The organism is Archangium sp. Cb G35, assembly GCF_001896145.1.
Taxonomy (GTDB): Bacteria; Myxococcota; Myxococcia; order Myxococcales; family Myxococcaceae; genus Archangium; species Archangium violaceum.
Map to the genome: position 1 here is coordinate 92734 of NZ_MPOI01000009.1, position 23306 is coordinate 116039.

The following is a 23306-nucleotide window of genomic DNA, read 5'->3' on the forward strand; positions in this document are numbered from 1 at the left end:
CATGACCATGACTGCGGATGTCCCACTGCCTGGACTCGACCGGTTGATGGAGGTGCATCGAAAGTACGGACTGCACATGGAGACCCTTCCGCCAGGGCGTTCCCCACCTGAAGCCGGAGCACTCGTTGCAGGCTACCCCTTCGACCCTGTACTCGCGGCCGTCTACAGGCGCCTTGGCAGGGCTGATTTCGGAGGAGAGTTCGGTGGACAGCTCTTCCTCAACCGGGTCGATGACCAGCTCAATGGAATCGCACTGGACACGGAAGGATTTCGCCGCCCAGAGGAACCCTTCCACTCCTCCGTCATCTTCGGGAGCATCCCCGGGCTCGCCTACTACTACGCAGTGGTGCCAAAACTCGCCGATGAGCAAGGCCGCCAACCCGTCATCTACATCGATGCCTACATGGACAGGTATGTCCTGCCCATTGCCTCGAACGTGGATCGCTTCTTCGAGGCCCTCTCCCACTACGTCGACATGCTCATGGTGGACCAGGGCTATCTCTTCGATGGCATGCCCGGCATCCATTTTCCCACCAGCGTGCCCGAGCTCATCGCCCGTGACCGGCGGCTGGTCGAGATGATCGCCACCGGCCGCTTCGACTTCATCATGAATCTGGGAGACGAGTTCCAGGACTGGCTCGCCCGGGTGAAGTCCGCTCGAGGGTGATGCACCTCCGCAGTCTCCAGTCCCCACGCGTGGCAGGGAAGGCGCTCGGAGTGGACTTCGTGGCGCTTGCGCACCCGGCGTCTCCTCCTCCAGCCTCGCCCCCCATGAAACTCCGCGTGCTGCTCGCCTCCGCCCTCCTCCTCCCCGCCTGTGCGGCGCGGAGAGCCTCGCCTCCTCCCTCCGCCGAGCCCACGAGCCCGCCCGTCTCCGCGCCCGCCCCGGCCTCGGAGCCCACGAGCCCGCCCATTGCGGTTCCGAGCACCGAGCCCACGAGCGCGCCTGTCGCCGCCGCCACTCCGGCCCCCGAACCCATCAGCCCACCGGTCGCCGCTCTCCCTCCGGCCCCTGAGTTCACGGTGGCGCCCCCCACCGCCCTTCAGCGCGAGGCAGGCCCCATCGGCACGCGTCACCCCATCCTCTTCCAGCAGGCCGCCAAAGACGGCCGTTGGCTCATCGCCTGCCAGGCCCGCGAGGACACCAACGGCGATGGCAAGCTGGAGGTCATCTTCGGCCGGCACGGGGACACGTTCGGGGACGCGCTCGCGCCCTACCTGTTCCTCGAGCCCGGCGAAGGTGAACGGCTCGACGACTTCCTCGCCGCGGATCCGACCGGCCGCTACCTCGTGGTGGTCCGCGGCGGCTCGCTCCGGCTGCTCGACACGTACACGCGCGCCGACACCGAGCTCTCCCCTCCCGACGCCATCCCCGACAGCACCGCGCCCAGCGCCTCCCTGCCCGTGTCCTTCTCGCGCGACGGCCAACGCCTGCTCCTCGTGTCCCTGAGCGGGCCGGAGAAGCGGGCCACGGCCTTCCTCATCAACCTCCAAGACGGCAGCAAGCGCGAGGTGCCCCATGGCCCCGGCTTGCTGGGCCGTGCCTCGCTCGACCCCGAGGGCCGGTGGGTCTGGTTCGGCGTCGTCACCCAGGACACGGATGGAGATGGACAGCTCACCTGGCCCCGGGCGCAGACGTCGCTCGCGTCCAGGTACTGCCGGGGTCCCATCATGTCCTACGGCACCTATGGCCAGGAGGGCGACACGGCCACGTGGTTGCTGCGCCGGGTGGACGGCGGCCCGCTCGTCCCGAGGGAAGGTGTCCTCCAGCCGCTCGGAGACGCCCTGCTGCGCCAGGGTGAGCAGGGAGAAGTGTTCGTCGAACAGGCCTCGGGCCAGCACACCGAGTGGGTGCCCGCGAGCTGCCGCGCCAATGTCCTCCACGTGGATGCAGCGCGGGAGCAGGTGCTCGTTGCCTGCACCGCCCAGGGCAACGCGCTCGAGTTGCACGGGGCCCGGGTCCACCAGCCGCTCGGCATCGCCACCGAGTACGCGGGGCGGCCCCCGCTCTCCCTGAATCCTCCCCGGCTGTTCCCCATCTCACCCGCCTCCACCCTGGGCGACTCCGACCAGAGCGTGGTGGACCTGGAGACGCGCACCGTGCACCCGATGCGCGGCGAGGTGCACTACGTCGAGGGAACCCGCGCGCTGGTGAAGCGGCCCGGACCCAAGAACCAGAACAGGCCCCTCTGGTTCGTGGACACCACGACGGGAGCGCAGCGCGAGCTCGGCGAGCAGAGGGGGTACGGCCTCGTGGCCGCCGGGGACTTCGTCTTCTCCGAGGGCCTGCTGGTGGACATGAGCACCGGGCGGCTCGTCCGGAAGGTCCCCGAGGATGCGCAGACCCTCGATACCCAGGGCCGCATGGTGCTCGACCGCTCCACCTTCAGCCGGACGGTGCCCAAAGGCCCCCTCCAGTGGACCCCGACCGTTCGCTCCCCGTGAGCGGCCGGGCGGGCAGGCCTCACGGGACGAATTGCATATCCGCGAGCGGCTCCCGTCCCAGCCCGTGAGTGCCATCTTCAACATCCAATCCCAAGCCCCCGCTCACGAGGAACGTGCGGGATGGGGCCTCCTGGGTTAAGGGTTCGCCAGCCTGACAGCCCGGGCTCCGAGCAACCCCCGAGGCCCCGGGCTGGTGGAGGTACCGAGAGATGTCCGAACAGCAGCCGAAGAAGAAGCGCTGGCCCTACGTCCTGGGCGGCATCGTCCTGTTCCTGGTGGTGGCCGTGGCCGTGGCCCTGTGGCGGCTCGACGCCTTCCTGCTCCAGCGCGCGCGCACCGAGGCCGCTGCCTTCGCCCAGACGCTGGGCCGGCCAGTGGACATCGGTGACATCTCCACCCAGCTCATTCCCCATGTGGGCGTCGAGGTGGAGAACGTGGTGGTCGGCGCCGCCGAGGGCGAGCAGGTGCCGCTGGCGGAGATGAAGAAGCTCGACGTGGCGGTGGCGCTCTGGCCCGCCCTCACCTCGCGCGGCCAGGACATCCAGGTGAAGAACGCCGAGGTGTCCGGGCTCACCATCAACGTCGTCCGGCTGCCGGACGGCACCACCAATGCCTCGCGGCTGATGGAGAAGCTCGCCCAGCAGCAGCCCAAGGAGGAGACGCCTCCCGCCGAGGAGCAGCCCACGGACCTCTCCATGGTGCGCGTGGACCGGGCGGCGCTCACCGATGCCACCATCCGCTTCATCGACCGGAGCGCGGCGCAGGCGCGGGAGCTGGCCATCACCGACCTGGACGTGGAGGTGAAGGACCTGCGCGCGGGCAAGCCGCTGGACGTGGTGCTCCACGCCGCGGTGCTGGCGCAGAAGCAGAACTTCCACCTCACGCTGCACACCACGCCGCTGCCGGCCTCGCTCATCCCCGTGCCCGAGCGCGTGGAGCTCAAGTCCGAGCCCATCGACCTGGCGCCCCTGGGCCCCTTCCTCGGAGCCGAGGCGGGGCTGCAGGCGGGCACGCTCCAGGCGGACTGGACGGCGCAGCTCGGCGCGGCGGTGCCCGGAGGCACCGGGCCCACGAACCTCAAGGGCGGCCTGCGTGCCCAGGGCCTGCGCTTCGCCGGGGCCGAGGGCGGCAAGGCGCTCGACGTGGTGGTGGACACCGACGTGACGGGCGACATGGAGAAGGGAGACCTGTCCCTCCAGACGCTGCGGATGGAGCTCGGCCCGGCGCGCATCACCGGCAAGGGCCAGGTGAAGGGGCTGCTCACCGAGACGCCCACGGTGCAGGACTTCGAGCTGGTGGGGCAGAACCTCGATCCGGCGGTGCTGGCCGAGTACTACCCGCCGCTGCGCAAGCAGCTCGCCAACCAGGTGGCGGGCCCCATCGGCCTGGTGGTGCGCGGAGGCGGCACGCAGGAGTCGCAGGCGCTGACGGCCGAGGTGGACCTGACGCCGGTGCGGCTGCGCATCCCCGAGCAGCTCTCCAAGGAGGCGGGCGCGCCCATGCGGCTGACGGCCCGGCTCACCGGAGCGGCGGCGAGCGGCGGCGCGCTGCGCTTCGATGCGAAGTCGGACCTGTCGGGCGTGGACATGCGGCCGGGGCTGCTGCTGGACAAGCGGCCCGGGCAGACCTTCACGGTGGACGCGGCGGGCACGTACCAGCCCGAGAGCGGCAAGCAGCCCATGAAGGTGGACCTGAGCAAGTTGGGCATCGCCCTGCTCGAGTACACGATGGCCGGCACGGCGTCGTACTCGCAGGCGGGCACGGGGGCGAAGCAGACGATGACGTTCGCCCTGGCGCTCGAGAGCCCTCGGCTCAACGTGGATGAAATGCTGATGACGGACGAGGAGGTGGCGGCCACGGCGGGCGGTCCGCAGCCCGAGGCGGAGGAGGGGCCCCAGGATCCCAAGCGCTTCAACGGCATGCGCGGGAACATGTCCTTCAAGATTGGCGCGCTGCGGATGAACGAGATGGACCTGTCCAACATGGTGGCGGACTTGAAGATGGTGGACGACCTCATCACGGTGGAGCGCTTCACCACGGGCATCTATGGCGGCACGGTGTCGGCGAGCGGGAGCTCGGTGCGGCTGGGTCCCGATGCGGCGCAGCGGCCCTTCGAGCTGAAGGCCGAGGTGAAGGACATGAACGTGGCGGAGGCGCTGTCCACGCGGGTGCCGCGCAAGGTGCTGGACGGGAAGTTCAACGGGCAGATGAACCTGTCGGGCGTGGGCTACGAGATGAAGAGCCTGCAGGAGCGGCTCGCCGGGGCCATCGACGGCAACCTGCTGGGCGGGGCGTTCACGGGCATCGACATTCCGGCGGCGGTGTCCGCTCCGCTGGTGAAGGCGCTGCCCTTCGTGGGCAAGGTGCTGGACAGCGATGGGGTGACCGAGCTGGCGGAGCAGCTGCCGTTCGGGGTGACCATCAAGGATGGCGTGGCGCAGCTGTCCAAGCCAATTACGTGGACGCGGCCCGAGGCGGCGATGAGCTTCGACGGCGGCATCCGGCTGGACGGAACGCTGGACCTGGCGGGCACGGTGAACCTGGGGCCGCCGCTCATCGAGAAGATGACGCTGGGCCGGGCGAAGCCGACCGAGCCGGTGCCGGTGGCGCTGAAGCTGACGGGCAAGGCGTGGAGCCCGGAGGTGACGGGGCTGGACGTGAAGCCGGCGGCGTTGGCCATCGGGAAGATGGCGGTGGCGAGCGCGGCGACGGAGGCGCTGGGGGACAAGGGCAAGGAGGTGGGGAAGATCATCACCGGCGGCGCGGACGCGGCGAAGGAGGCCGCGAAGGCCGAGGCGGAGAAGCGTCAGAAGGAGCTGGAGGAGAAGGCGCGGCAGGAAGCGGAGGCCGCGCGCAAGAAGGCCGAGGAGGAAGCGAAGAAGCGCCTCCGCGGCATCTTCGGACGCTAATCCGTCATGGCTCAGTGCCGCGCGACGGCGGGCATCCGGGAGGTATGCGCTCCCGGAGCCACGGACCCGCGCTGGTGCAACTGGAACTCGCGGCGGACCTCGGTCTCCGGCGCGGTGCGCACGAAGACATCCAGCTCCGCGTCGAACAGCAGGCCCACGTTGAGCACGTGCTTGCAGTAGCCCCAGTGCCCCGTCTCCCAGTACTGGAGCCGCTCGTTGTACACGCCGCGCGCCCACTCGCCGGGAGCCACGCGGAACAGCTCCTCGTGGGGCTCGCCCCGGGACACGCCGCTCCACTCGAGCCGTCCCGGCATCCCCATCTTCCCGTAGTCGAGCAGCACCCGGACATCTCCCTCGTCCATGCGCTCCACGCGGAAGGCCTCCACCTCGATGAAGGGCCTGCCCCTGCGCACCTCCGTCCAGTCCCTCGGCAGGAAGCGCCGCTGCTCGGAGAAGTAGACGTGGTGCAGTTGGAAGCTGGCGTTGCCCCCGGCCCCGCTCACCGCCTCCGGCAGCGCACTCGCCAGGGGCGTGGCGTCACGCACCCGCGCGCCCGCGCCGCCCCGCGTGCCCTTCGTCCACTCGGTGGTGAGCAGCTGGATGAACAGACCGGAGATTCGCGTACCCGCACGGGGAGAGCGTCTGCTTGGGTGCCGGGCCATGATGTGACTCCCAGACGGGGCGCGTTTCCGAAACCGGCGAGAGGCCCCCAGCCCTCGTGATTTCCCGGGGTGCGACCCACCCGGCCCTCCCTTTCGGGTGCAGACCTATATCGGCAACCTCCGCAATCCCGGCAATCCCCCCATGGCCATTCCCCGACGCCAGCGGGCGTTCAGCGTCGGAGGCGCAACAGTGCCAGCGCCCATGGCCTCACGATTCCCATGTCACGAGAAGAAGAGAGCCACTTCAGCCCACGTTTTCAGCCCACGTTGGCGCGAGCCCCGGCGCCTCCGAGCACACTCCGCAGGTGCTCGCACAGCTTCGCGGTGGCACGCACGGACTCGGGGAAGGCTTCACCGAACGTCTGGAAGTTGTGGACCATCTCCGGCCACACCTCCAGGTGCGCCTTCACTCCCGCGGCGCGGGCCTTCCCGGTGATGCGTACCCCATCGTCGTGCTGCAGCTCGGCGCTGCCCACGTGGACGAACAGCGGCGGCAGCCCGCGCAGGTCCGCGTACCAGGGCGAGACGAGCGGATTCCTCACGTCCGCGTCACCCACGTACCACTTCGCCCAGTGCAGCAGCATGCGCTTGTCACCCCAGTCGAAGCGCTCGTGGGCCACCACGCTCTCGCCGCTGCACTCCAGATCCACCCAGGGCGCGATGAGCACGGCTCCCGCTGGCAGTGGCTCACCCGCGTCGCGCAGCGCCACCAACGCGGCGATGGACAGCCCGCCTCCCGCCGAGTCCCCGCAGAACGCCACCCGCTCCGGCTTCACCCCCGTGGACAGCAGCCAGCGGTACGCGGACAGCGTGTCCTCCACCGGCGCGGGGAAGGGGTGCTCGGGCGCCAGCCGGTAGTTGAGCCCCAGCACCCGCGCGCCCGTGCCCAGCGCGATTCGCGCGATGAGGTCTCCGTGCGTGCGCGTGGAGCCGAAGACGTACGAGCCGCCGTGCAGGTACACCACCACCTCGTCCCCGGTGGCACCGGGAGGGGTGAACCACTCCGCGGGCACTCCGCCCGCGTCCACCGGCTCGCGCCGCACCCGCTTCAGCGCCGAGGAGGGCAGCGACATCCTCTCCATCTCCGCGCGCTGCGAGGGCGCGTCGAGGTGGACGATGCGCTCGTTGGTGGCCCTCATGAAGGCCACCGTGGCCTCGTACTTGAAGCTCCACCCGGGACGCAGCGGGCCATGCTTCAGGCGCCGCGCTGCCGTGGCGAAGCTCGTGCCCATCAGCGTGGAGAGGATGCTGAGGCGTCCCATGTGCCGTCCCCCTGTGAGGCCCGCAGTGTGGCACGGCGGGGGGATGGGGATTCAACCCGGGAACTCCGGCACCCTCACCCCGTCCCTCTCCCGGAGGGCGAGGGGAAAGGGGCGGAGTGGGGTCAGGGGCGAATGGGCTCGCTCGAAGGGCTTGCTCAGTGCCTCGTGATTCCCGGCGCGGGTGCCAGCCTGCGCGGGCCGAACCGGTCCCGGTTGTGCGCCGTCAACAGGTCCACCTGCGGCCCCATCGGCACGATGCGCGAGGGGTTGATGGCGTCCTGGCTCCAGTAATAGTGCACCTTGATGTGCTCGATGTTCGTCGTCTCCGCGAACCCGGGCGTCTGGTACAGGTCCAACAGGTAGTTCCACAGGTTGGGGAAGTCCTGCACCCGCGCCAGGTTGCACTTGAAGTGGGAGTAGTAGACGAAGTCGAAACGCACCAGCGTGGTGTAGAGGCAGATGTCCGCCTCGGTGAGCACGTCCCCACACAGGTAGCGCTGATGCTCCAGCACCCGCTCCCAGTGGTGCAACGCGGTGAAGAGCTCGCGCACCGCCAGCTCGTACGCGCCCTGGCTGTTGGCGAAGCCCGCCTTGTACACGCCGTTGTTCACCGGCTCGTAGAGCGCGTCGATCGTCTCGTCCACCTGCTCGCGCAGCTCCTCGGGACACAGCGTCACCGGGTGCTCGGCGAAGGCGTCGAACTCGGTGTCCAGCATGCGCAGCAGCTCGCGCGACTCGTTGTTGACGATGGTGCGCTCGCTCGTGTCCCACAGCACCGGCACCGTCACCCGCCCCGAGTAGTGCGGATCCGCTCTCAGGTAGAGCTCGCTCAGGTAGCGCGAGCCATTGAGCTTGTCCGGGCCCGAGCGCGGGTAGCCCCCGAAGCCCCAGCCGTTGCGCCCCATGCGCGGATCCACCACCGTCATGCCCACCGCCGCCTCCAGCCCCTTGAGCTTGCGGATGATGAGCGCGCGGCTCGCCCATGGGCAGGCATAGGACACATAGAGATGGTAGCGGCCCGCCTCCGCCGGGAAGCGTCCTTCCCCGCTCGCGGAGACCTGGTCATGGAAGCGCGTTCGCGGACGCACGAAGCGTCCGGCCTCGTCCGGGGCGTACCAGTCCATACGCCACTCTCCGTCCACCAACATTCCCACGTTTCACCTCCGTTACATGCCAACGTTTGGTACGCCGCGTCAGGCGGGCAATCACCCGGGCGTGCAACGGGACTGGAGCGAGCCCGCGCGCACGACGGGCAGGCGGAGGGACAGGGGCCCGAGTGACCTGGAGCGCCTCACCCCCGGGGCAGCGCTACCGAGAAGGTGGCCCCCTGCCCCGGCGCGCTCTCCACGTGGAGGGTGCCCCGCATGGCGGTGACGATCTCCCGCGAAATCCACAGCCCCAGCCCCAGCCCTCCGTAGTGCCGGTCGCTCACCGCGCGCTCGAAGCGCTCGAAGATGCGCGCCTGGACGGCGGGCTCGATGCCGATGCCCTCGTCGCGCACCCGCAGGAGGACCCGCTCGCCCGAGGTGCTCAACGCCACCTCCACCGGCTGGCCCGCGCCATACTTGAGGGCATTGGAGAGCAGGTTGCTCAACACCTGCTCCAGGCGCAGCCGGTCCCACCGCGACACCACCGGCCCGGGCACCCGCACGTGCAGGATGCAGCCCGCGCGCTCGGCCTCGGGGCGGAAACGTCCGGCCACCTCCCGTACCAACTCCGCCAGGTCCAGCTCCTCCGGCCGCAGCACCAGCCGTCCCGAGGTGATGCGCGATACATCCAGCAACTCGTCCACCAGCACGCCCAGGCGGCCCACCCCGCGCTCCAGGCCCGTCAGCCGGGACACGGTCCGCTCGCTCCAGGCCTCCTCCCGGCGCGCACCGGATACCAGCGACTGGACGTTGAGCTTCAACGCGGTGACGGGCGTGCGCAGCTCGTGCGCGGCCACCTGGAGGAACCCATCGCGCAACCCGATGGCCTTCTGCGCCTCGCGGTAGAGCAGCGCGTTGTCCACCGAGACGGCCACCCGGCGCGCCAGATCCTCGGCCAGCCGGAGCTCCTCCTGCCCATACCGCCGTCCCGTCTCGGCGCGCACCAGCGTGAGGGCTCCCAGCACCCGCCCGCGCGAGCGCAGCGCCACCGTGAGATAGGAGCGCAGTCCCAACTCCCGCATCAGCCGCAGGTGCTCCGCGTCCCGCGCGTAGCGGACGAGTCCCTCGTCGGTGACTTCCGGGATGAGCTCCGGCTCGCCGGTACGCAACACCCGGGGAACGCCGGAGGAGGCGTCCGGTTGGATGGGGTAGCGCCGGTGCAGCTCCTCGCTCAGCCGCACCTTCTCCGGATCCCTGTGGACGTTGATGAGCCGGTGCACCCTCCCCTGCTCATCCACCACGTCCACCCCGCACCAGTCGGCGAGCACCGGCACGACCAGCGTGGCCACCCTCCGCAGGGTGTCCTCGTAATCGAGCGAGGAGGACAGCACCACGCTGGCCTGGGCGAGGAAGCGCAGGTCGTCCTCCGCGCGCCGGCGCTCGGTGACATCCGTCACCGTGCCCATGAAGCGCACGGCGTGGCCCTGCTCGTCGAAGAAGCACTGGCCGCGCGAGGTGACCCACCGCTCCAGGCCGTCCTGGAACCTCCGGATGCGGAACTCCTCGCGGTATTCGCCGTCACCGCCAGGGGCGAGCGCCCGCGCCACCGACGCCTCCACCCGCTCCCGTTCCTCCGGGACGACACTGGACAGGAAGGTGGGGTAGTCCACGGGCGTCCCCATCGGCAGTCCGAAGAGGGCCTCGCAACGCGCATCCCAGCGCAGCTCGCCCGTGAGGGGATTGAAGTCCCACGTGCCGAGCGCGGCCGACTCCAGCGCGAGCCGCAGGTGGGCCTCGCTCTCGCGCAGCGCCTCCGTCCGCTGGCTCAACGTCTGGGAGAGGGCCTCGGCGCGCTCGCCCGCCCGCGCCGCCTCACGCTCCTCCCGCTCGCGCGCCTCCCGCTCCTGGCGCACCCGCTCGGTGTACCCCGCGAAGAACTCCCCCAGCCGGGGCTCCTCCTGGAGCAGTGGCCCCAGGTTCTCCCGGGCACGCTGGTCCGCCTCGTAGGACAACTCCGGATGGGCCTCCACCCACAGCAGGCACGTCTTCACATAGGCGAGGAACACGATGAGGTGGCCGTAGCGCACGGGGCCGAGCAACCGGCGCACCCGCTCCCGGCACCGCTCCGCCCTCGCCTGGTCGACGAACAGGAAGACCGAACAGCGGAACAGGTCCTCCTCCAGGGCGGAGCCGGGGGCTGGCCAGCGCTCGAGCCCCGCATGGTTGGACTCCAGGCGAGAGAGCGTCTCGTCGATGGCCCCGTGGGGAGGCGGAAGGGACTCCAGGAGCGCCAGCACCTCGGAGGCGCGCATGCCCATGGGCCGCAGGGCGCAGGAGTGGCACACGATGCAATAGGGCACCGCGCAGTAGCGGGACAACCAGGCGAAGAGCTTCTCGCGGAAGAGCGCGGGGAGGGGATTGTCCACGTAGGCGAGCAGCGACTGCCTCCACAGATTCTCCAGCACCTGGGCGTCGTCTTCCGCGGGCGCGAAGAACGGGGGGAAGAACCCGAAGCGCGCTTCAATCTCCTCCCGGATTTCCCGTGCCGTGCGCATTCATTGGACCGAGGTTGGAAAAGCCCTATGGGCTTCAAGGTGCGGCCGGAAGCCGCCCCGGCGCCACCAGGGGTCCGCCCGGCTGGAGCGCATCCAGCAGGGCCCTCGCTTCCTGGAGGTAGGCGGAGTCACCGCCCGCTTCGAAGCGGGTGATGGCCCGTGACAGCAGGCGCCACGCGGCCCTCGTCCGCCCCAGGTCCCGCTGCTGACGGCACAGGCTCACCATCGCCTGCAGCTCGAAGAGCCCCGCTCCCTGCTCGCGGGCAATCGCGAGGGCACGGAGGAAGCATCGCCGCGCGTCCGCTTCCCTTCCCAGACGCCGCAGGCACTCGCCCCGGAACTGGTGCAACCTGGCATCGGCGATGTGCTCCCCGTACTCCGCGCCGTGGAGCAGCCCCTGCTCCACCGCCACCCGGGCCTCCCGGAACCGCCCCTGCTTCAGCAGGATGCTCGCGAGCATGCTCAGGTTGAAGGGAATGCCAGCACGAATGCCCAGCGTCCGCCAACGCTCGAGCGCCTTCCGCAGCATCGCGAGGCCCTCCTGGGGCCGTCCCAGCCTGGCCACAGCCCACCCCTGGACGACGGCGGCCCACACGAGCCACACGAGGAAGCTGCGCTCACTGGAGAGGGCCAGGGCCTGCTCCGCCATCGCCAGGGCCTCCGGCGCCTCGCCACGGAGGACATGGGCCAGGGACACGTAGACCCGCGTGAAGGCGATGGTGTGGGGATGACCGACGCGCCTGGCCAGCGCCAATGCCTCCCGGGCCCACCGCCTGGACTCCTCCATCTGGCCCAGGAGCGCATGTTCCACGGAGCCATAGGCCCACACCGCCACTCGGAGCGCCACTCCCTGGAAGATGGCCAGCCTGCGCTGCTCCTCGAGGGGGAAATCCGCGCTGGCCAGCACTCGCGTCAGCTGAGCCAAGGCCGCTCGCGGCCGCCCCGAGGAGAAGAGGACGCTCGCCACCATCCGGCGGCCCATGAGCTCCAGGCCCCGATTCGCGTGGCGCTGTCCCAGGCCCATGAGCCACTCCGCCAGCTCCTGGACCTGTTGGAATTCAGCCCGCGCGTAGTGGAAGGAAAAGGGTCCCCAGAAGAACCACTCCCACCGAGGTAACGCCTCGCCCACCTGGAGGATGAGCTCACGGACGCGGGCATACACCTCCGGGGCCCCGGGCGAGGAAAGACCCTGGACTCCCACCATCGCCGTCCCCTGCAACAGGCGGAGCCGCAGTTCCTCGTGGGGGTGCTGCTCCGCCTCCGGGAGTCCCTGCCACAACTCCAGCGCCCGGGTGACATGGCCCAGCGCTTCCGGGAAGGCCTGGCGCGCCAGGGCGAGCATTGCGGCCCGTCGCCAAGGCTCGATGGCCGCCGCGTGCTCCCCCGCCTCCGTGAGGTGATACGCGAGTGCTTCGGGTCTTGCCTCCACCAGCGCGGGGAAGCGCTCGGCCAGCACCCGGGCGATGCGGCCATGGAGACGCCGCCGCGCGCTCCGGGACAGGGACTGGTACGCCGCTTCCTGGAGGAGCGCGTGCCGGAACTCATACATGGGCCCCTCCGCGCCCTCCCGTTGCCGCAGGAGTCCCGCTTCCATCAACCCGGCGAGCTCGCGCCTCGAGCGCGCCTCGTCCCGCTCCGCGACCGCCGAGAGCAGGGCGTACGAGAATTCACGCCCCACCACCGCGCCCACCTGCGCCAGCGACCTCTGCCGCGAGGGCATCAGGTCCAGCCTCGCGAGCAGCAACTCGTTCAGGGAGAACGGGATGGACGCGGCGGCCCCGCCCTCCAGCACCATGCGCGTCATCTCCTCGATGAAGAGCGGGATGCCATCCGTCTTCTCCACCAGCGTCTGGACGGCCTCCTCCGTCAGCCCATGGCCCCGGGCCACCTCCCGCACCAGGGCCGCCGCGAGCCCGGCGGGCAACCGCTCCAACACGAGCCGATGGAGCCTGTCACGCCGGGGCCAGTCCGGCTGGAACTCCGGGCGAGCGCTGAGCACGACGAGGAGCCTCGCCCTCTCGCTCCGCTCCAGGAGCAGGCCCAGGAACGCGAGCAGGTTGGAGTCGGCCCAGTGCAGGTCCTCGAGGACCAGGAGCACCGGCGCATCATCACAGGAGCGATGAAGGAGGAGGTGGACCAGGGCCTCGAGGGTCTTCTCCCTGCGCCGCTCGGGCGTGAGCTGAAGCACCGGAGAGTCCTCGGGGAGGGGCAGGGCCAGCAACGACGCCAGCAGGTGCGTGTCCTCCTGGGAGTGGCCCCACGCCTCCAACTGACGCAGATGCTCGGACGGCGGCTGCTCCGGGCCGGCCGCCACCAACGTCTGGAGCAGCTCGATGACGGGATGCAGGGCCTGGGTGCTGAACCGGGACCAGCACTGCATGCGGATGAGCTGGAGCGGCGGAGCGGCCCGCTCACACAGGGCCTCGATGAGCCGGGACTTGCCGATGCCCGCCTCGCCACTCACCAGGACGAAGGCACCCTGTCTCCGCTGAGCCCGCGCCCAGAGCGACAGGAGCTCCCTCAGCTCGCGCTCCCGCCCCACCAGGGGCGAGAGGCGCCCGGCCATGCGGGCCCGCGCGAAACGCGAGCCCACCTCCCGCTCGCGCGACACCCGGTGGGCCACCAGAGGCACACGGCCCGAGAGTCCCGTGAAGGGCTGGGACCCGAGCGGCTCGCCGAGGAAGGAGTGGCGCACGAGCGTCCAGGTCCTCTCGCTGACGGCCAGACTCCCGGGCCCGGCCCGCGCCGCGAGCCAGGCGGCCACCTTCGGGGCCTCGCCCTGGAGCCGCGCGCCCACCGCCATCCACTCCGTGTGGACGCCCCCGCGCACGGACAGGCGGGAGAGAGGCAGGTGCGGCAGCCGGCGCTGAAGCGCCTCGGGCAACGCCTGGACGAGCTGGAGCCCGGCACGCACCGCGCGCTCGGAATCGTCCTCACGGCCCCGGGCCCAACCGAAGCATGCGAGCACCTCGCCACCCATGGACAGGGCCACGGAGCCACCATGCCGCTCGATGACCTCCACACAGGCTTCGTGGAAGGCCAGTTCCAGCTCGCCCAGCTCCTCGGCATCGAGCGGTGCTCCACCCTCGGCGAGCCCCGAGAGCTGGCAGGACACCAGCGTCACCTGCCGCCACTGGGGCTCGGCGGCAGCGTCCGGCACCTCGCGCCCGGTGCCGAAGAGACGCCCACGCAGCTCGTGCAGCTCCTCGCGCAACTCCAGCGCCGAGGAGAAGCGACGGGCCGGCTCCTTCGCCAGCAGCGTGGACAGCAGCGCCTCCACCTGCCGGGGTATCTCCGGGTGACGCATGCGGACGGACGGCACGGGCCGCGCGGACGTCACCTGCTCGCGCAGCTCCGCCAGGGTGGCGCCCTGGAAGGGCAGCTCGCCGGTGAGCAACTCGTACAGCACCACGCCGACGGCCCAGAGGTCGGTGCGCGCGTCCTGCGGCTCCCCGCGCCACTGCTCCGGTGCCATGTACGCGGGGGTGCCTCCCGCCGGCTGAAGCCTGGAGCGGACCGGCTCCACGGCCAGGTGCGACAGGCCGAAGTCCAGCAGCTTCACCGTCCCTTCCCGCGTGAGGAAGACATTGCCGGGCTTGAGGTCGCGGTGGACGATGCCCCGCTCGTGCGCATGCGCCAGGCCCGCGACGATGGCCTCGAGCAGCTCCAGGACGCGCCGGAGCTCCAGGCGCTCGCGCGTCAGCGGCCCGGTGAGCGGCTCGCCCTCCAGGCACTCCATCACCAGGAAGGGCACCCGGGCCTGGCCGGGCGTCCGGCGCCACTCCGCCACATCGAAGATGCGGACGATGTTCTCGTGGTCGAGCCGGGCCACCGCCCGTGCCTCCGCGAGTGCCAGCTTCTCCATGCCTGGACGGGGCAGCAGGAACTTGAGTGCCACCTCGCGCCGCAACGTCTCGTCCCACGCGCGGAATACCTGCCCCATTCCCCCCCGTCCCATCGGCGCGAGGAGTTGGAAGCGCCGGCCGTCCGCGCCCCCGAGCCACTCCCCGGGGTCCGGCAGCCGTGACGACGGCTCGACCTGAAGTACCTCCTTCAGGAAGGAGTCCTCCGCATCCGAGGCCCCGGAGAAGCCACCCGCCTCGGTGGGCGGCCACGCCCGCACGTCCTCCTGAGGAGCATCCCTGCTCATCGCACCTCCCCGGGCCTCGTCCTCGCACCCCTCTCCTGGAGAACAGAGAGGGATGAGCCTGGGACGTGAGGGCACCAGAGGACCCCGTGCCGTGTGGGCCGTCCCCTGGGGAGGCACGCGAGGCCCCGGCTGAAATACGCGGCTTCCGGATGAAACACCGTGAAACAGTCACGAGCCCGTCCGTTCGCCCCGTGACCTCCCGAGTGCCCGGCAGCGAACGGGTGGCACGCCATCTGCACAACCCCCGTGGAACGGAACCTGGCTCCAATGAGACGGAGACAGGTGTTGCACGAGACATGAACTGCCCTCCGGGGCACGGGAGGCCGGGATGAGCGATGTCGTGAGTGGGCACGTCAGCAAGCAACCGATGGAGATGCCGGTGGCCCGGGTTCCGGGAGCCGAGCGGTACCGGGTCCTCATCATCGGAGGGGGCACGGCGGGCATCAGCGTGGCGGCGCGGCTGGCGCACGCGGGGCAGAAGGACGTGGCCATCCTCGAGCCGAGTGCGCACCACTATTACCAGCCGCTCTGGACGCTGGTGGGCGCGGGCGAGGCGCGCGTGGAGGACACCATCCGCGACGAGGCCCGCCTCATCCCCCGGGGCGTGAAGTGGATTCAAGACTGGGCGGAGGAGGTGGACCCGGTCGCGAAGACGGTGAGCACGCGGAGCGGCAAGCACATCGGCTACGACTTCCTCGTGGTGGCACCCGGCATCCAGCTCGACTGGGACAAGGTGAAGGGCCTGCGGCAGGCGCTGGCGGAGCGGCCCAACGTCTCCAGCAACTACGACGTGCGCTATGCGCCCAAGACGTGGGAGATGCTGCGCGCCTTCCAGGGAGGCACCGCCCTCTTCACCCACCCGGCCACGCCGGTGAAGTGCGCGGGCGCGCCGCAGAAGATCATGTACCTGGCGGCGGACCACTTCCGGAAGCGGGGCCTCCAGGACAAGGCGCACGTCATCTTCGCCTCGGGGGGCAAGGCCATCTTCGCGGTGAAGGAGTTCGCCGCGGTGCTGGAGCAGGTGGTGAAGCGCTACGGCATCGACGCGCGCTACCAGCACAACCTCACCGAGGTGCGGGGCGACCGGAACGAAGCCGTCTTCACGCGGACCCTGCCAGAGGGAGGCACCGAGGAGGTGGTCATCCCCTATGACATCCTCCACGCGTGCCCGCCGCAGAGCGCGCCGGACTTCATCAAGCGCAGCCCGCTGGCCTGGCAGGAGGGTGGAACGAAGGGGTGGGTGAAGGCGAACAAGCACACGTTGCAGCACCCGGACCACCCGGAGGTGTTCGCGCTGGGAGACGCGTCGGACCTGCCGACGTCGAGGACCGGGGCGGCCATCCGCAAGCAGGCGCCGGTGCTGGTGGAGAACCTGCTCGCGGTCATGGCCGGCCGGGCACCCACCGCGAGCTACGACGGCTACGCGTCCTGCCCGCTCACCACGGGCTACGGCAAGCTGCTGCTCGCCGAGTTCGACTACGACGGCAAGCCCACGCCGAGCATCCCGCTCATCGACACCCTCAAGGAGCGGCATGACATGTGGCTGCTCAAGAAGTACGGCCTGCCGCAGCTCTACTGGAAGCTGATGCTGCGCGGGCGGGCCTGACGGGCGCGGTCTTCCAAAACTTGTCCAACAGTTGGACAAGTTCGTGAAGAGCGGGCCCGGGAGGGGCTATGAAACGAGGTGAAACACGGCGTTTCACCCGTTCGAGCCCATGCCCCACTCGCGCTCCATGCCAACCACCGGCTCCCCGTTGTTGCTGCCCGCCCTGGAGGCACTGGCGGGGGCCGTGCTGCTCGTCGACCCTCAGCAGCGGGTGACGGCGGCCACGCCCGAGGCGGAGGAGCGCCTGGGCCCCGCCACCGTCCGCCCGGGCACACCGCTGGCGGAAGCGCTCTCCGTGTCCGAGGGAGCGAGAGGACTCGAGGCGCTGCTCTCCCATGGGCGCCAGGTGGAGGCCCGGTCGCGGACGCCGGGAGCCGTGCGGGTGATGCGGGTGAGGGCCGTGCCCGTGGAGCAGGGATCGAAGCGGCTCGGGTGGGTGGTGCTGCTCGGCGCGGAGGCGGAGACCGAGGGGAACCGGGGAGACGCCGAGGAGACGTTCCACGGCATGTGGACGCGGAACCCGGGGATGAAGCGCCTGTTCCGCATCGTGGAGAAGGTGGCGCGCACCGAGTCGAGCGTGCTGGTACGGGGCGAGTCGGGCACGGGGAAGGAGCTGGTGGCCAACGCGCTGCATGCCATCTCGGCGCGGCGCAAGGGGCCCTTCCGCGCCATCAACTGCGCCGCGCTGCCGCCGAGCCTCCTGGAGAGCGAGCTGTTCGGCCACGTGCGAGGCGCCTTCACCGGCGCGGTGCGGGACAGCCCGGGCCACTTCCGCCTCGCGGACGGAGGCACGCTCTTCCTGGACGAGGTGGGAGAGATGCCGCTGGAGCTCCAGGGGAAGCTGCTGCGGGTGCTGGAGACGCGCTCGGTGATTCCGGTGGGAGGACGCTCGCCGGTGCCGGTGAACGTGCGCATCGTGGCCGCCACCCACCGGCCGCTGCGGCGCGAGGTGGAGGCGGGCCGCTTCCGAGCGGACCTGATGTACCGGCTGCGGGTGGTGCCGCTCTTCCTGCCGTCCTTGCGCGAGCGGCGCGAGGACGTCCTTCCGCTGGCGAGGCGATTCCTCGACGAGCTGGAGCAGAACGGCCCACGGAGCGTGGAGCGTTTCTCGCCGGGAGCGCGGCACCTGTTGGAGTCACATGGATGGCCGGGCAACGTGCGCGAGCTGCGCAACGTGATGGAGTACGCCTACGTCATCGGGGAGGGCCCGGTGCTGCACGAGGCCGACCTGCCCCCCGAGTTCTCCGAGCCGCGGCCGCCGCCGGCCGCCACCGCCCCAGCCGTGACCGTGCCGGCGGAGGACACCCATGATCCGGAGGCACTGCGGACGGCGCTGGCGAGAGCGGGAGGAAACCGTACGGAGGCCGCCCGGATGCTGGGCATCAGCCGGGTGACACTCTGGCGCCGTCTCCGGGACATGGGCATCGCCTGAGCCGTTTCAAACCGTTTCACCCGTTTCACGAAGGGTTTCACCGTGGAGTCCCCTCTCCCTCACCCCGCCCTCTTCCCGAGGGAGAGGGAGTGCCTGGCACGGCCCTCGCAATGAGGGGCGGACATGCTCTTCCGCCAGCTCTTCGACCAGGAAACGTGGACGTACACCTACCTCATCGCCGATGAGACGACGGGCGAGGCGGCGCTCGTGGACCCGGTGCTCGAGCAGGTGGAGAGGGAGCTCCAACTGGTGAAGGAGCTGGGCCTGAAGCTGGTGCTGGTGCTGGAGACGCACATCCACGCGGACCACGTCACGGGAGCGGGGCGGCTGAGGGAGCTGACGGGAGCGCGGGTGGCGGCGAGCGCGGCGGGAGCGCCGTGCGTGGACCGGCCGGTGAAGGATGGCGAGGAGCTGGCACTGGGCGGGCTGAGCATCCAGGTGCTCGCTACGCCGGGACACACGGATGACAGCGTGAGCTTCCGGGTGGGCAACAAGCTCTTCACGGGTGACGCACTGCTCATCCGCTCCTGTGGACGCACGGACTTCCAGAATGGCGATGCCGGGCAGCTCTACGACGCCATCACGCGAAAGCTCTTCACGCTGCCGGACGAGACCGAGGTGTACCCGGGCCACGATTACGCGGGCCAGACGATGAGCACCATCGGCGAGGAGAAGCGCCACAACCCGCGGCTGGCGGGCAGGAGCCGCGAGTGGTTCATCGAGTTCATGAACAACCGCAAGCTGGCGCCGCCCAAGAAGCTGGACATCGCGGTGCCCGCGAACCGTGCGTGCGGGAAGCCCGCGCCCACGGCCCAGGCGCTGAGCTGAGCGCCCGAGTACGGAGAACACACGATGAGCGCACTGTACGAGAAGGGTACGCCGCACGCGGAGGGCTACCGGGACGTGGACGTGAGCGCGGTGGCCGGGGAGCAGAACGAGGTGCGGCTGGTGGACGTGCGCGAGCCCCCGGAGTTCGACGGACTGCTCGGGCACATCCTGGGGGCGAAGCTCGTGCCGCTGAGCACGGTGGAGCAGGCGGCCGGGAGATGGCCCCGTGACGTGGAGCTGGTGATGGTGTGCCGTTCCGGGGCGCGCTCGGGCCGGGCCGCGGCACAGCTCATGCGCCAGGGTTTCCAGCGGGTGATGAACCTGCGCGGGGGGATGCTCGCGTGGAACGAGGCGGGGCTGCCGGTGGTGCGCGCGGAGCACCCGCCCGAGCTCCAGGTAGCGGACGTGCTCGACACGCTGCTCGCGCGGATGCGGGAGCTGGGCGGTGGCGTGCCCGCGTCCCTTCCACGTGGACTGCTCCAGGCGCAGGGCGGAGCGCCCACGCATGCCCAGCTCCTCTGCATGCTCGAGTTGCTGCGGGCGGCCGGACAGGCGGCGGTGAAGGACCCGGGCGCCTGGGAGGGGATGCTGCGCGAGTGCAGGGATCTTCTCGCCGTATCGCGTCCGGAGAGCAGCGCCGCATGATGATGCTCGGGATCGCCGCCTCGCTGCTCATCGGGGTCACACTGGGGCTGCTGGGCGGCGGCGGCTCCATCCTCACCGTGCCCCTGCTGGTCTACGTCCTCGGCGTCGAGCCGAAGACGGCCATCGCCATGTCCCTGCTGGTGGTGGGCCTCACCAGCGCCTCGGCCGTGGTGGTGCACGCGCGGGCCGGACGGGTGCACTGGCGCACGGCCCTCATCTTCGGAGCCGGAGGCATGTCCGGCGCGTTCCTCGGCGGGAGGCTGGCGCAGTGGGCTCCTCCGGGGCGGCTGATGCTGCTCTTCTCCGCCATCATGGTGGCCGCCGCCGTGGCCATGCTGCGGCGCAAGGAGGCGCCCAACGAACCGGGTGACTCAGAGCAGGCGCCGGTGCTGCTGCCCGTGCCGCGAGTGCTCGCCCAGGGCGCCGCCGTGGGCCTGCTGTCGGGACTCGTGGGCGCCGGAGGGGGCTTCCTCATCGTCCCCGCGCTCGTGCTGGTGGGGTTGCCCACACAGGCCGCGGTGGGAACCTCGCTCGCCGTCATCTCGCTCCAGTGCTTCGCCGGGCTGCTCGGGCACCTGGGCCATGTCCAGCTTCCGTGGGGACTGACGGCGGCCGTGGTGGGCACGGCCGTGGGTGGCAGCTTCCTGGGTGGGCGCCTCGCGGACCATGTCTCCCCGCGAGCGCTGCGCAAGGGCTTCGCCGTGTTCGTGCTCGGCATCGCCTGCGTCATGCTCGCCGGACAGATACCTCCCTCGGTACGCGAGGGAATCGCGCCGATGCTCGCCACGCCGTGGCCCTGGCTCGGGCTCGTGGGGGTGGTGAGCGCGGTGTCACTGCCCTATGCGCTGTTGTTCCGGAGCAACCGCGGAAACACGGCGGACCCGTGAGCGGGAAGGTTCGAGGGCAGGCCTACTGTGCGCGGTCGTCCAACACGTCGGAGAGGGCGGTCGCGTTCAGGGCTCGATCGAACCAGCGGTCGAGGGTCACCACGTCCGTGCAGTCGAGGATGCGCTGACGGGCTGTCTCGTCGACGTGCACACCGCGTGCGGCAAGAATCCGCAGGATTGCTCCACTCAGCCCCTGTTGCAACCCCTTGGCCAGCCCCTTCTGGACTCCCCGCTCGATCATCTCCTCGGCCCAGCTGCCCATCAACTCCTCCGCGCGCTGCTCATCCAGCACCGAATGTAACACCCGCCTCGCCGCCGTGTGGACAGCCGCATCCTTCTCCACCCACAGCAGGTAACGGATGATCACCACCAGATGTTCGGCTCCCCCGGTGTCCTCGTACACCTGCGCGAAGAGCGCCACCCAGTCCGGGAGCTTCCGCGCCAGTTCCCCGGTACGTCCGTAGCGCAGCACCAGCCAGGCCAGCCGGGCCAGGGGTGGACCCGAGCGCGCTCGCAACCCCACTTCCCGCTCGGCCGTCAGGTCATCGAGCAGGTACTCGAATCGCGGCACCAGTACGCGCCAACGCTCCCGTCCCTCTTCGCCACCCGGCAGGTCGAAGAGGTCCTCCACGCGGCGCGGCGCCGTCCAGGCTCCGTCCGGCCCGTGGTACATGACGAGCGGAATGATGACGGGCAGCCGCGTGCTCTCCGGGTGCTCCTGTCTCCAGCGCTCCACCTGCCGCACCACGTAGCGCAGCATGCGCAGTGCCATCCACGAATCCACCGACGATTGGTGTTCCAGCAACACGTAGAGCAGCAGCGGCTGGCCCATGTGCAGGCGAGCCGTGAAGAGCAGGTCGCTCTCGGTCTCGCGTAACTCGGGGTCCACCACGCTGACGGGCTCTCGCCGGAGAGACGACCAGTCCACTTCGGAGACGACATGCGCGGGCAATACAGCGCGCAGTTCAGCAGCGGCCCGCTCGGGATGGCCGAAGGTGTAGCGAGCGAAGAGATCATGCGGTCCAGACATGCGAACCGCGCCCAAGCACGCGGCGGGCCAGGGGTCCAAGGGAGCAAAGACACGGAACCCCTCTCGACGCCGGCCTCTCTCGCGGGGGCCGACGTCTGACGCTGGGGGCTACACGCGGAAGCTCGTGGCCACCTGCTTCAGCCGCGCGAGCGTCGCGTTCATCCGCATCACCGACTCCTCGGCGTTCATCGTGGACTCCACCACGTCGCCCATCATCTGCGACAGCGTCGTCATCACGTTGGTCATCTGCGCGATGCCCGCGTTCTGCTGCGTCACCGAGGCGACGATCTGCTTCGCCGCCTGGCTGCTCTCGTGCACCACCGTGGTGATTTCCTTCAGCCGGTCCGCGGACGTCATCACCTGGACGATTCCCGCCTCCATCTGCTGGCTGTCCTGCTCCGCGATGGACACCGCCCGGCGGATGGCCTGGTTGATCTCCAGCAATATCTTCCCGATGCGCTGCGTGCTCTGCACCGACTGACCGCTCAGCGCCCGCATCTCCCGCGCCACCACCGCGAAGCCCCGCCCCTCATCCCCCGCTCGCGCCGCCTCGATGGACGCATTCAGCGCCAGCACGTTCGACTGGTCCGCCAGGTCCCTCACGCTGCCGATGATCTCCCCGGCCCGCGCCGCCTGCTCCGACAGGTGCGCCACGCTGCGCATCAGCGCATCCACCCGCTCGCGCAACTGCTGCAACCCCTGGGCGCTGCTCTCGATGGACTGGCGCCCCGACGCGCTGAACGCATCCGCCTGGGCCGCCACCCGCAGCACCATCTCCGCCCGGCTCGCCGCCAGGTTCGACGTCTGGGCGATCTCACTCATCGTCGAGCCCGCTTCCGACAGGCTGCGCGACTGGTGGCTGAGGAACGTGAGCTGCCGCTGGCTCGCCTCGGTGAGCCGCTCGGCCGCCTCCGTCAGCTCGCCCAGCACGCCCTCCAGCGTCACCGGCACCGTGCGCAGCCGCGTCACCAGCGCCTCGATGCCCCGCGCCAGCTCGCCCAGCTCGTCCTCGGAGTCCACGTCGATGCGCTGGGTGAGGTCTCCCTCGGTGGCGATGCGCGTGGTCACCCGAGTCAGCCGCTGGAGCGGACCCACCACGCCCCGCACCAGCCAGAGCGACAGCCCCCACAGCGCCAGGATGCACAGCACCGTCAGACTGATGACCCACGCCTGCCGCCCGCGCTGCAGCACGCTCATCTCGTCGAAGGAGCGCTCCAGCCCGGCAGTGGCCCACTCGCCCGTGCCACGCAGCAGCTGCCTCAGCGTCACCGAGCGCTCCATCGCCTGCGCGAAGGCAGCCTCCGACTCCGCCGCTCCCCGTGCCGCCAGCTCCAGCGCGCGCTGTCCCTGTGCCCAGAAGCCATCGAAGGCCTCGTCCAACGACTTCAGCCGGGAGGCCTCCATCACCGGGTTGCCCGCGCTCCGCTCCAGCTCCGCCTCGAACTCCTTCGCCTGCGCGCTCAGCGCCTCCCACCGGGCCGTGTCCCGCCCCTGGTACGCCTCGCGCAGGCCCGCCTCGAGCGAGGCCGCCCGCGATTCCAGGCTCCGCGCCGTGGCGAGCGCGGGCGAGTACCCGTCCGCGATGTGCCGGCTCAACCGCGCCGAGTCCTGGCCCACCACCACCGAGCCCCCGAGGATGCCCAGCAGGAAGAGGGTGGCCACCACCGGCAGGAGGAAGACCTTCCGCTTGAACGTCATCGGCCCTCCTCGGCCCGGGACGAGCAACGCCTGGACATGGTTCTCCTTCCTCGGCGGGCCCTCGTGGCTCCGCGCTTCCCCACGGGCGGCGGGCTTCGCCGCGCACGGG

At 70.5% G+C, this 23306-nt stretch carries 15 protein-coding genes; 8 read left to right on the forward strand and 7 right to left on the reverse strand.

Translation table 11 applies throughout. The features are described 5' to 3' along the window. Positions 1–7 precede the first annotated feature (7 nt). The 3 genes from BO221_RS26695 (at position 8) to BO221_RS26705 (ending at position 5354) form a co-directional block, all read left to right on the forward strand. Positions 8–667 (forward strand): hypothetical protein, encoded by a 660-nt coding sequence (locus BO221_RS26695; RefSeq protein WP_143195699.1) that lies wholly within the window; start codon positions 8–10, stop codon positions 665–667. Positions 668–771: 104 nt separating this feature from the next. Continuing rightward, positions 772–2445: a PT domain-containing protein gene (locus BO221_RS26700; RefSeq protein WP_143195700.1), complete on the forward strand. Its 1674-nt coding sequence runs from the start codon at positions 772–774 to the stop codon at positions 2443–2445. A gap of 209 nt (positions 2446–2654) precedes the next feature. After that, positions 2655–5354 carry an AsmA family protein gene (locus tag BO221_RS26705; RefSeq protein WP_073563356.1) on the forward strand — a complete coding sequence of 900 codons (2700 nt, stop codon included), beginning with the start codon at positions 2655–2657 and terminating at the stop codon, positions 5352–5354. Positions 5355–5365: 11 nt separating this feature from the next. Here BO221_RS26705 and BO221_RS26710 read toward each other — a convergent pair whose 3' ends face one another. From BO221_RS26710 to BO221_RS26730, 5 genes are all read right to left on the reverse strand, one after another. Next, a complete protein-coding gene (locus tag BO221_RS26710) occupies positions 5366–6016 on the reverse strand; it encodes a hypothetical protein (protein WP_073563357.1) in 651 nt (216 codons plus the stop codon). Positions 6017–6273: 257 nt separating this feature from the next. Further along, positions 6274–7278 (reverse strand): alpha/beta hydrolase, encoded by a 1005-nt coding sequence (locus tag BO221_RS26715; RefSeq protein ID WP_073563358.1) that lies wholly within the window; start codon positions 7276–7278, stop codon positions 6274–6276. A gap of 155 nt (positions 7279–7433) precedes the next feature. Continuing rightward, complete coding sequence (locus BO221_RS26720; RefSeq protein ID WP_233166275.1) at positions 7434–8402, reverse strand: glutathione S-transferase family protein; 969 nt, start codon at positions 8400–8402, stop codon at positions 7434–7436. 167 nt (positions 8403–8569) lie between these two features. Continuing rightward, positions 8570–10921, reverse strand: coding sequence for a HAMP domain-containing sensor histidine kinase (locus BO221_RS26725; RefSeq protein ID WP_073563360.1), 2352 nt, complete (start codon positions 10919–10921; stop codon positions 8570–8572). 34 nt (positions 10922–10955) lie between these two features. After that, positions 10956–15071: a protein kinase gene (locus BO221_RS26730; RefSeq protein WP_073563361.1), complete on the reverse strand. Its 4116-nt coding sequence runs from the start codon at positions 15069–15071 to the stop codon at positions 10956–10958. A 328-nt stretch (positions 15072–15399) separates the two neighbouring features. Between BO221_RS26730 and BO221_RS26735 the strand changes: the two genes are divergently transcribed. The 5 genes from BO221_RS26735 (at position 15400) to BO221_RS26755 (ending at position 20469) form a co-directional block, all read left to right on the forward strand. Beyond that, entirely contained in the window at positions 15400–16677 is a 1278-nt protein-coding gene (locus BO221_RS26735) for an FAD/NAD(P)-binding oxidoreductase (protein WP_083681400.1), read from the forward strand. A 109-nt stretch (positions 16678–16786) separates the two neighbouring features. Further along, on the forward strand, positions 16787–18109 hold the full coding sequence (locus BO221_RS26740; RefSeq protein WP_233166276.1) for a sigma-54-dependent Fis family transcriptional regulator: 1323 nt from the start codon (positions 16787–16789) through the stop codon (positions 18107–18109). Positions 18110–18232: 123 nt separating this feature from the next. Further along, complete coding sequence (locus BO221_RS26745) at positions 18233–18937, forward strand: MBL fold metallo-hydrolase (protein WP_073563362.1); 705 nt, start codon at positions 18233–18235, stop codon at positions 18935–18937. 24 nt (positions 18938–18961) lie between these two features. Beyond that, positions 18962–19582: a rhodanese-like domain-containing protein gene (locus tag BO221_RS26750; protein WP_073563363.1), complete on the forward strand. Its 621-nt coding sequence runs from the start codon at positions 18962–18964 to the stop codon at positions 19580–19582. Then, positions 19579–20469, forward strand: a complete 891-nt coding sequence (locus BO221_RS26755; RefSeq protein ID WP_073563364.1) for a sulfite exporter TauE/SafE family protein — start codon at positions 19579–19581, stop codon at positions 20467–20469. Before BO221_RS26750 ends, BO221_RS26755 begins: the two co-directional genes overlap by 4 nt. A 22-nt stretch (positions 20470–20491) precedes the next feature. Here BO221_RS26755 and BO221_RS26760 read toward each other — a convergent pair whose 3' ends face one another. Beyond that, positions 20492–21499, reverse strand: a complete 1008-nt coding sequence (locus tag BO221_RS26760) for an Rpn family recombination-promoting nuclease/putative transposase (RefSeq protein ID WP_073563365.1) — start codon at positions 21497–21499, stop codon at positions 20492–20494. Between the two features lie 108 nt (positions 21500–21607). After that, entirely contained in the window at positions 21608–23197 is a 1590-nt protein-coding gene (locus tag BO221_RS26765) for a methyl-accepting chemotaxis protein (RefSeq protein WP_073563366.1), read from the reverse strand. Between the last annotated feature and the right edge of the window lie 109 nt (positions 23198–23306).

Coding starts and splice junctions, on each gene's coding strand:
- BO221_RS26695 (WP_143195699.1), top strand. CDS start 8: ATGACTGCGGATGTCCCACTGCCTGGACTCGACCGGTTGATGGAGGTG.
- BO221_RS26700 (WP_143195700.1), top strand. CDS start 772: ATGAAACTCCGCGTGCTGCTCGCCTCCGCCCTCCTCCTCCCCGCCTGT.
- BO221_RS26705 (WP_073563356.1), top strand. CDS start 2,655: ATGTCCGAACAGCAGCCGAAGAAGAAGCGCTGGCCCTACGTCCTGGGC.
- BO221_RS26710 (WP_073563357.1), bottom strand. CDS start 6,016: ATGGCCCGGCACCCAAGCAGACGCTCTCCCCGTGCGGGTACGCGAATC.
- BO221_RS26715 (WP_073563358.1), bottom strand. CDS start 7,278: ATGGGACGCCTCAGCATCCTCTCCACGCTGATGGGCACGAGCTTCGCC.
- BO221_RS26720 (WP_233166275.1), bottom strand. CDS start 8,402: ATGGACTGGTACGCCCCGGACGAGGCCGGACGCTTCGTGCGTCCGCGA.
- BO221_RS26725 (WP_073563360.1), bottom strand. CDS start 10,921: ATGCGCACGGCACGGGAAATCCGGGAGGAGATTGAAGCGCGCTTCGGG.
- BO221_RS26730 (WP_073563361.1), bottom strand. CDS start 15,071: ATGAGCAGGGATGCTCCTCAGGAGGACGTGCGGGCGTGGCCGCCCACC.
- BO221_RS26735 (WP_083681400.1), top strand. CDS start 15,400: ATGAGCGATGTCGTGAGTGGGCACGTCAGCAAGCAACCGATGGAGATG.
- BO221_RS26740 (WP_233166276.1), top strand. CDS start 16,787: ATGCCCCACTCGCGCTCCATGCCAACCACCGGCTCCCCGTTGTTGCTG.
- BO221_RS26745 (WP_073563362.1), top strand. CDS start 18,233: ATGCTCTTCCGCCAGCTCTTCGACCAGGAAACGTGGACGTACACCTAC.
- BO221_RS26750 (WP_073563363.1), top strand. CDS start 18,962: ATGAGCGCACTGTACGAGAAGGGTACGCCGCACGCGGAGGGCTACCGG.
- BO221_RS26755 (WP_073563364.1), top strand. CDS start 19,579: ATGATGATGCTCGGGATCGCCGCCTCGCTGCTCATCGGGGTCACACTG.
- BO221_RS26760 (WP_073563365.1), bottom strand. CDS start 21,499: ATGTCTGGACCGCATGATCTCTTCGCTCGCTACACCTTCGGCCATCCC.
- BO221_RS26765 (WP_073563366.1), bottom strand. CDS start 23,197: ATGACGTTCAAGCGGAAGGTCTTCCTCCTGCCGGTGGTGGCCACCCTC.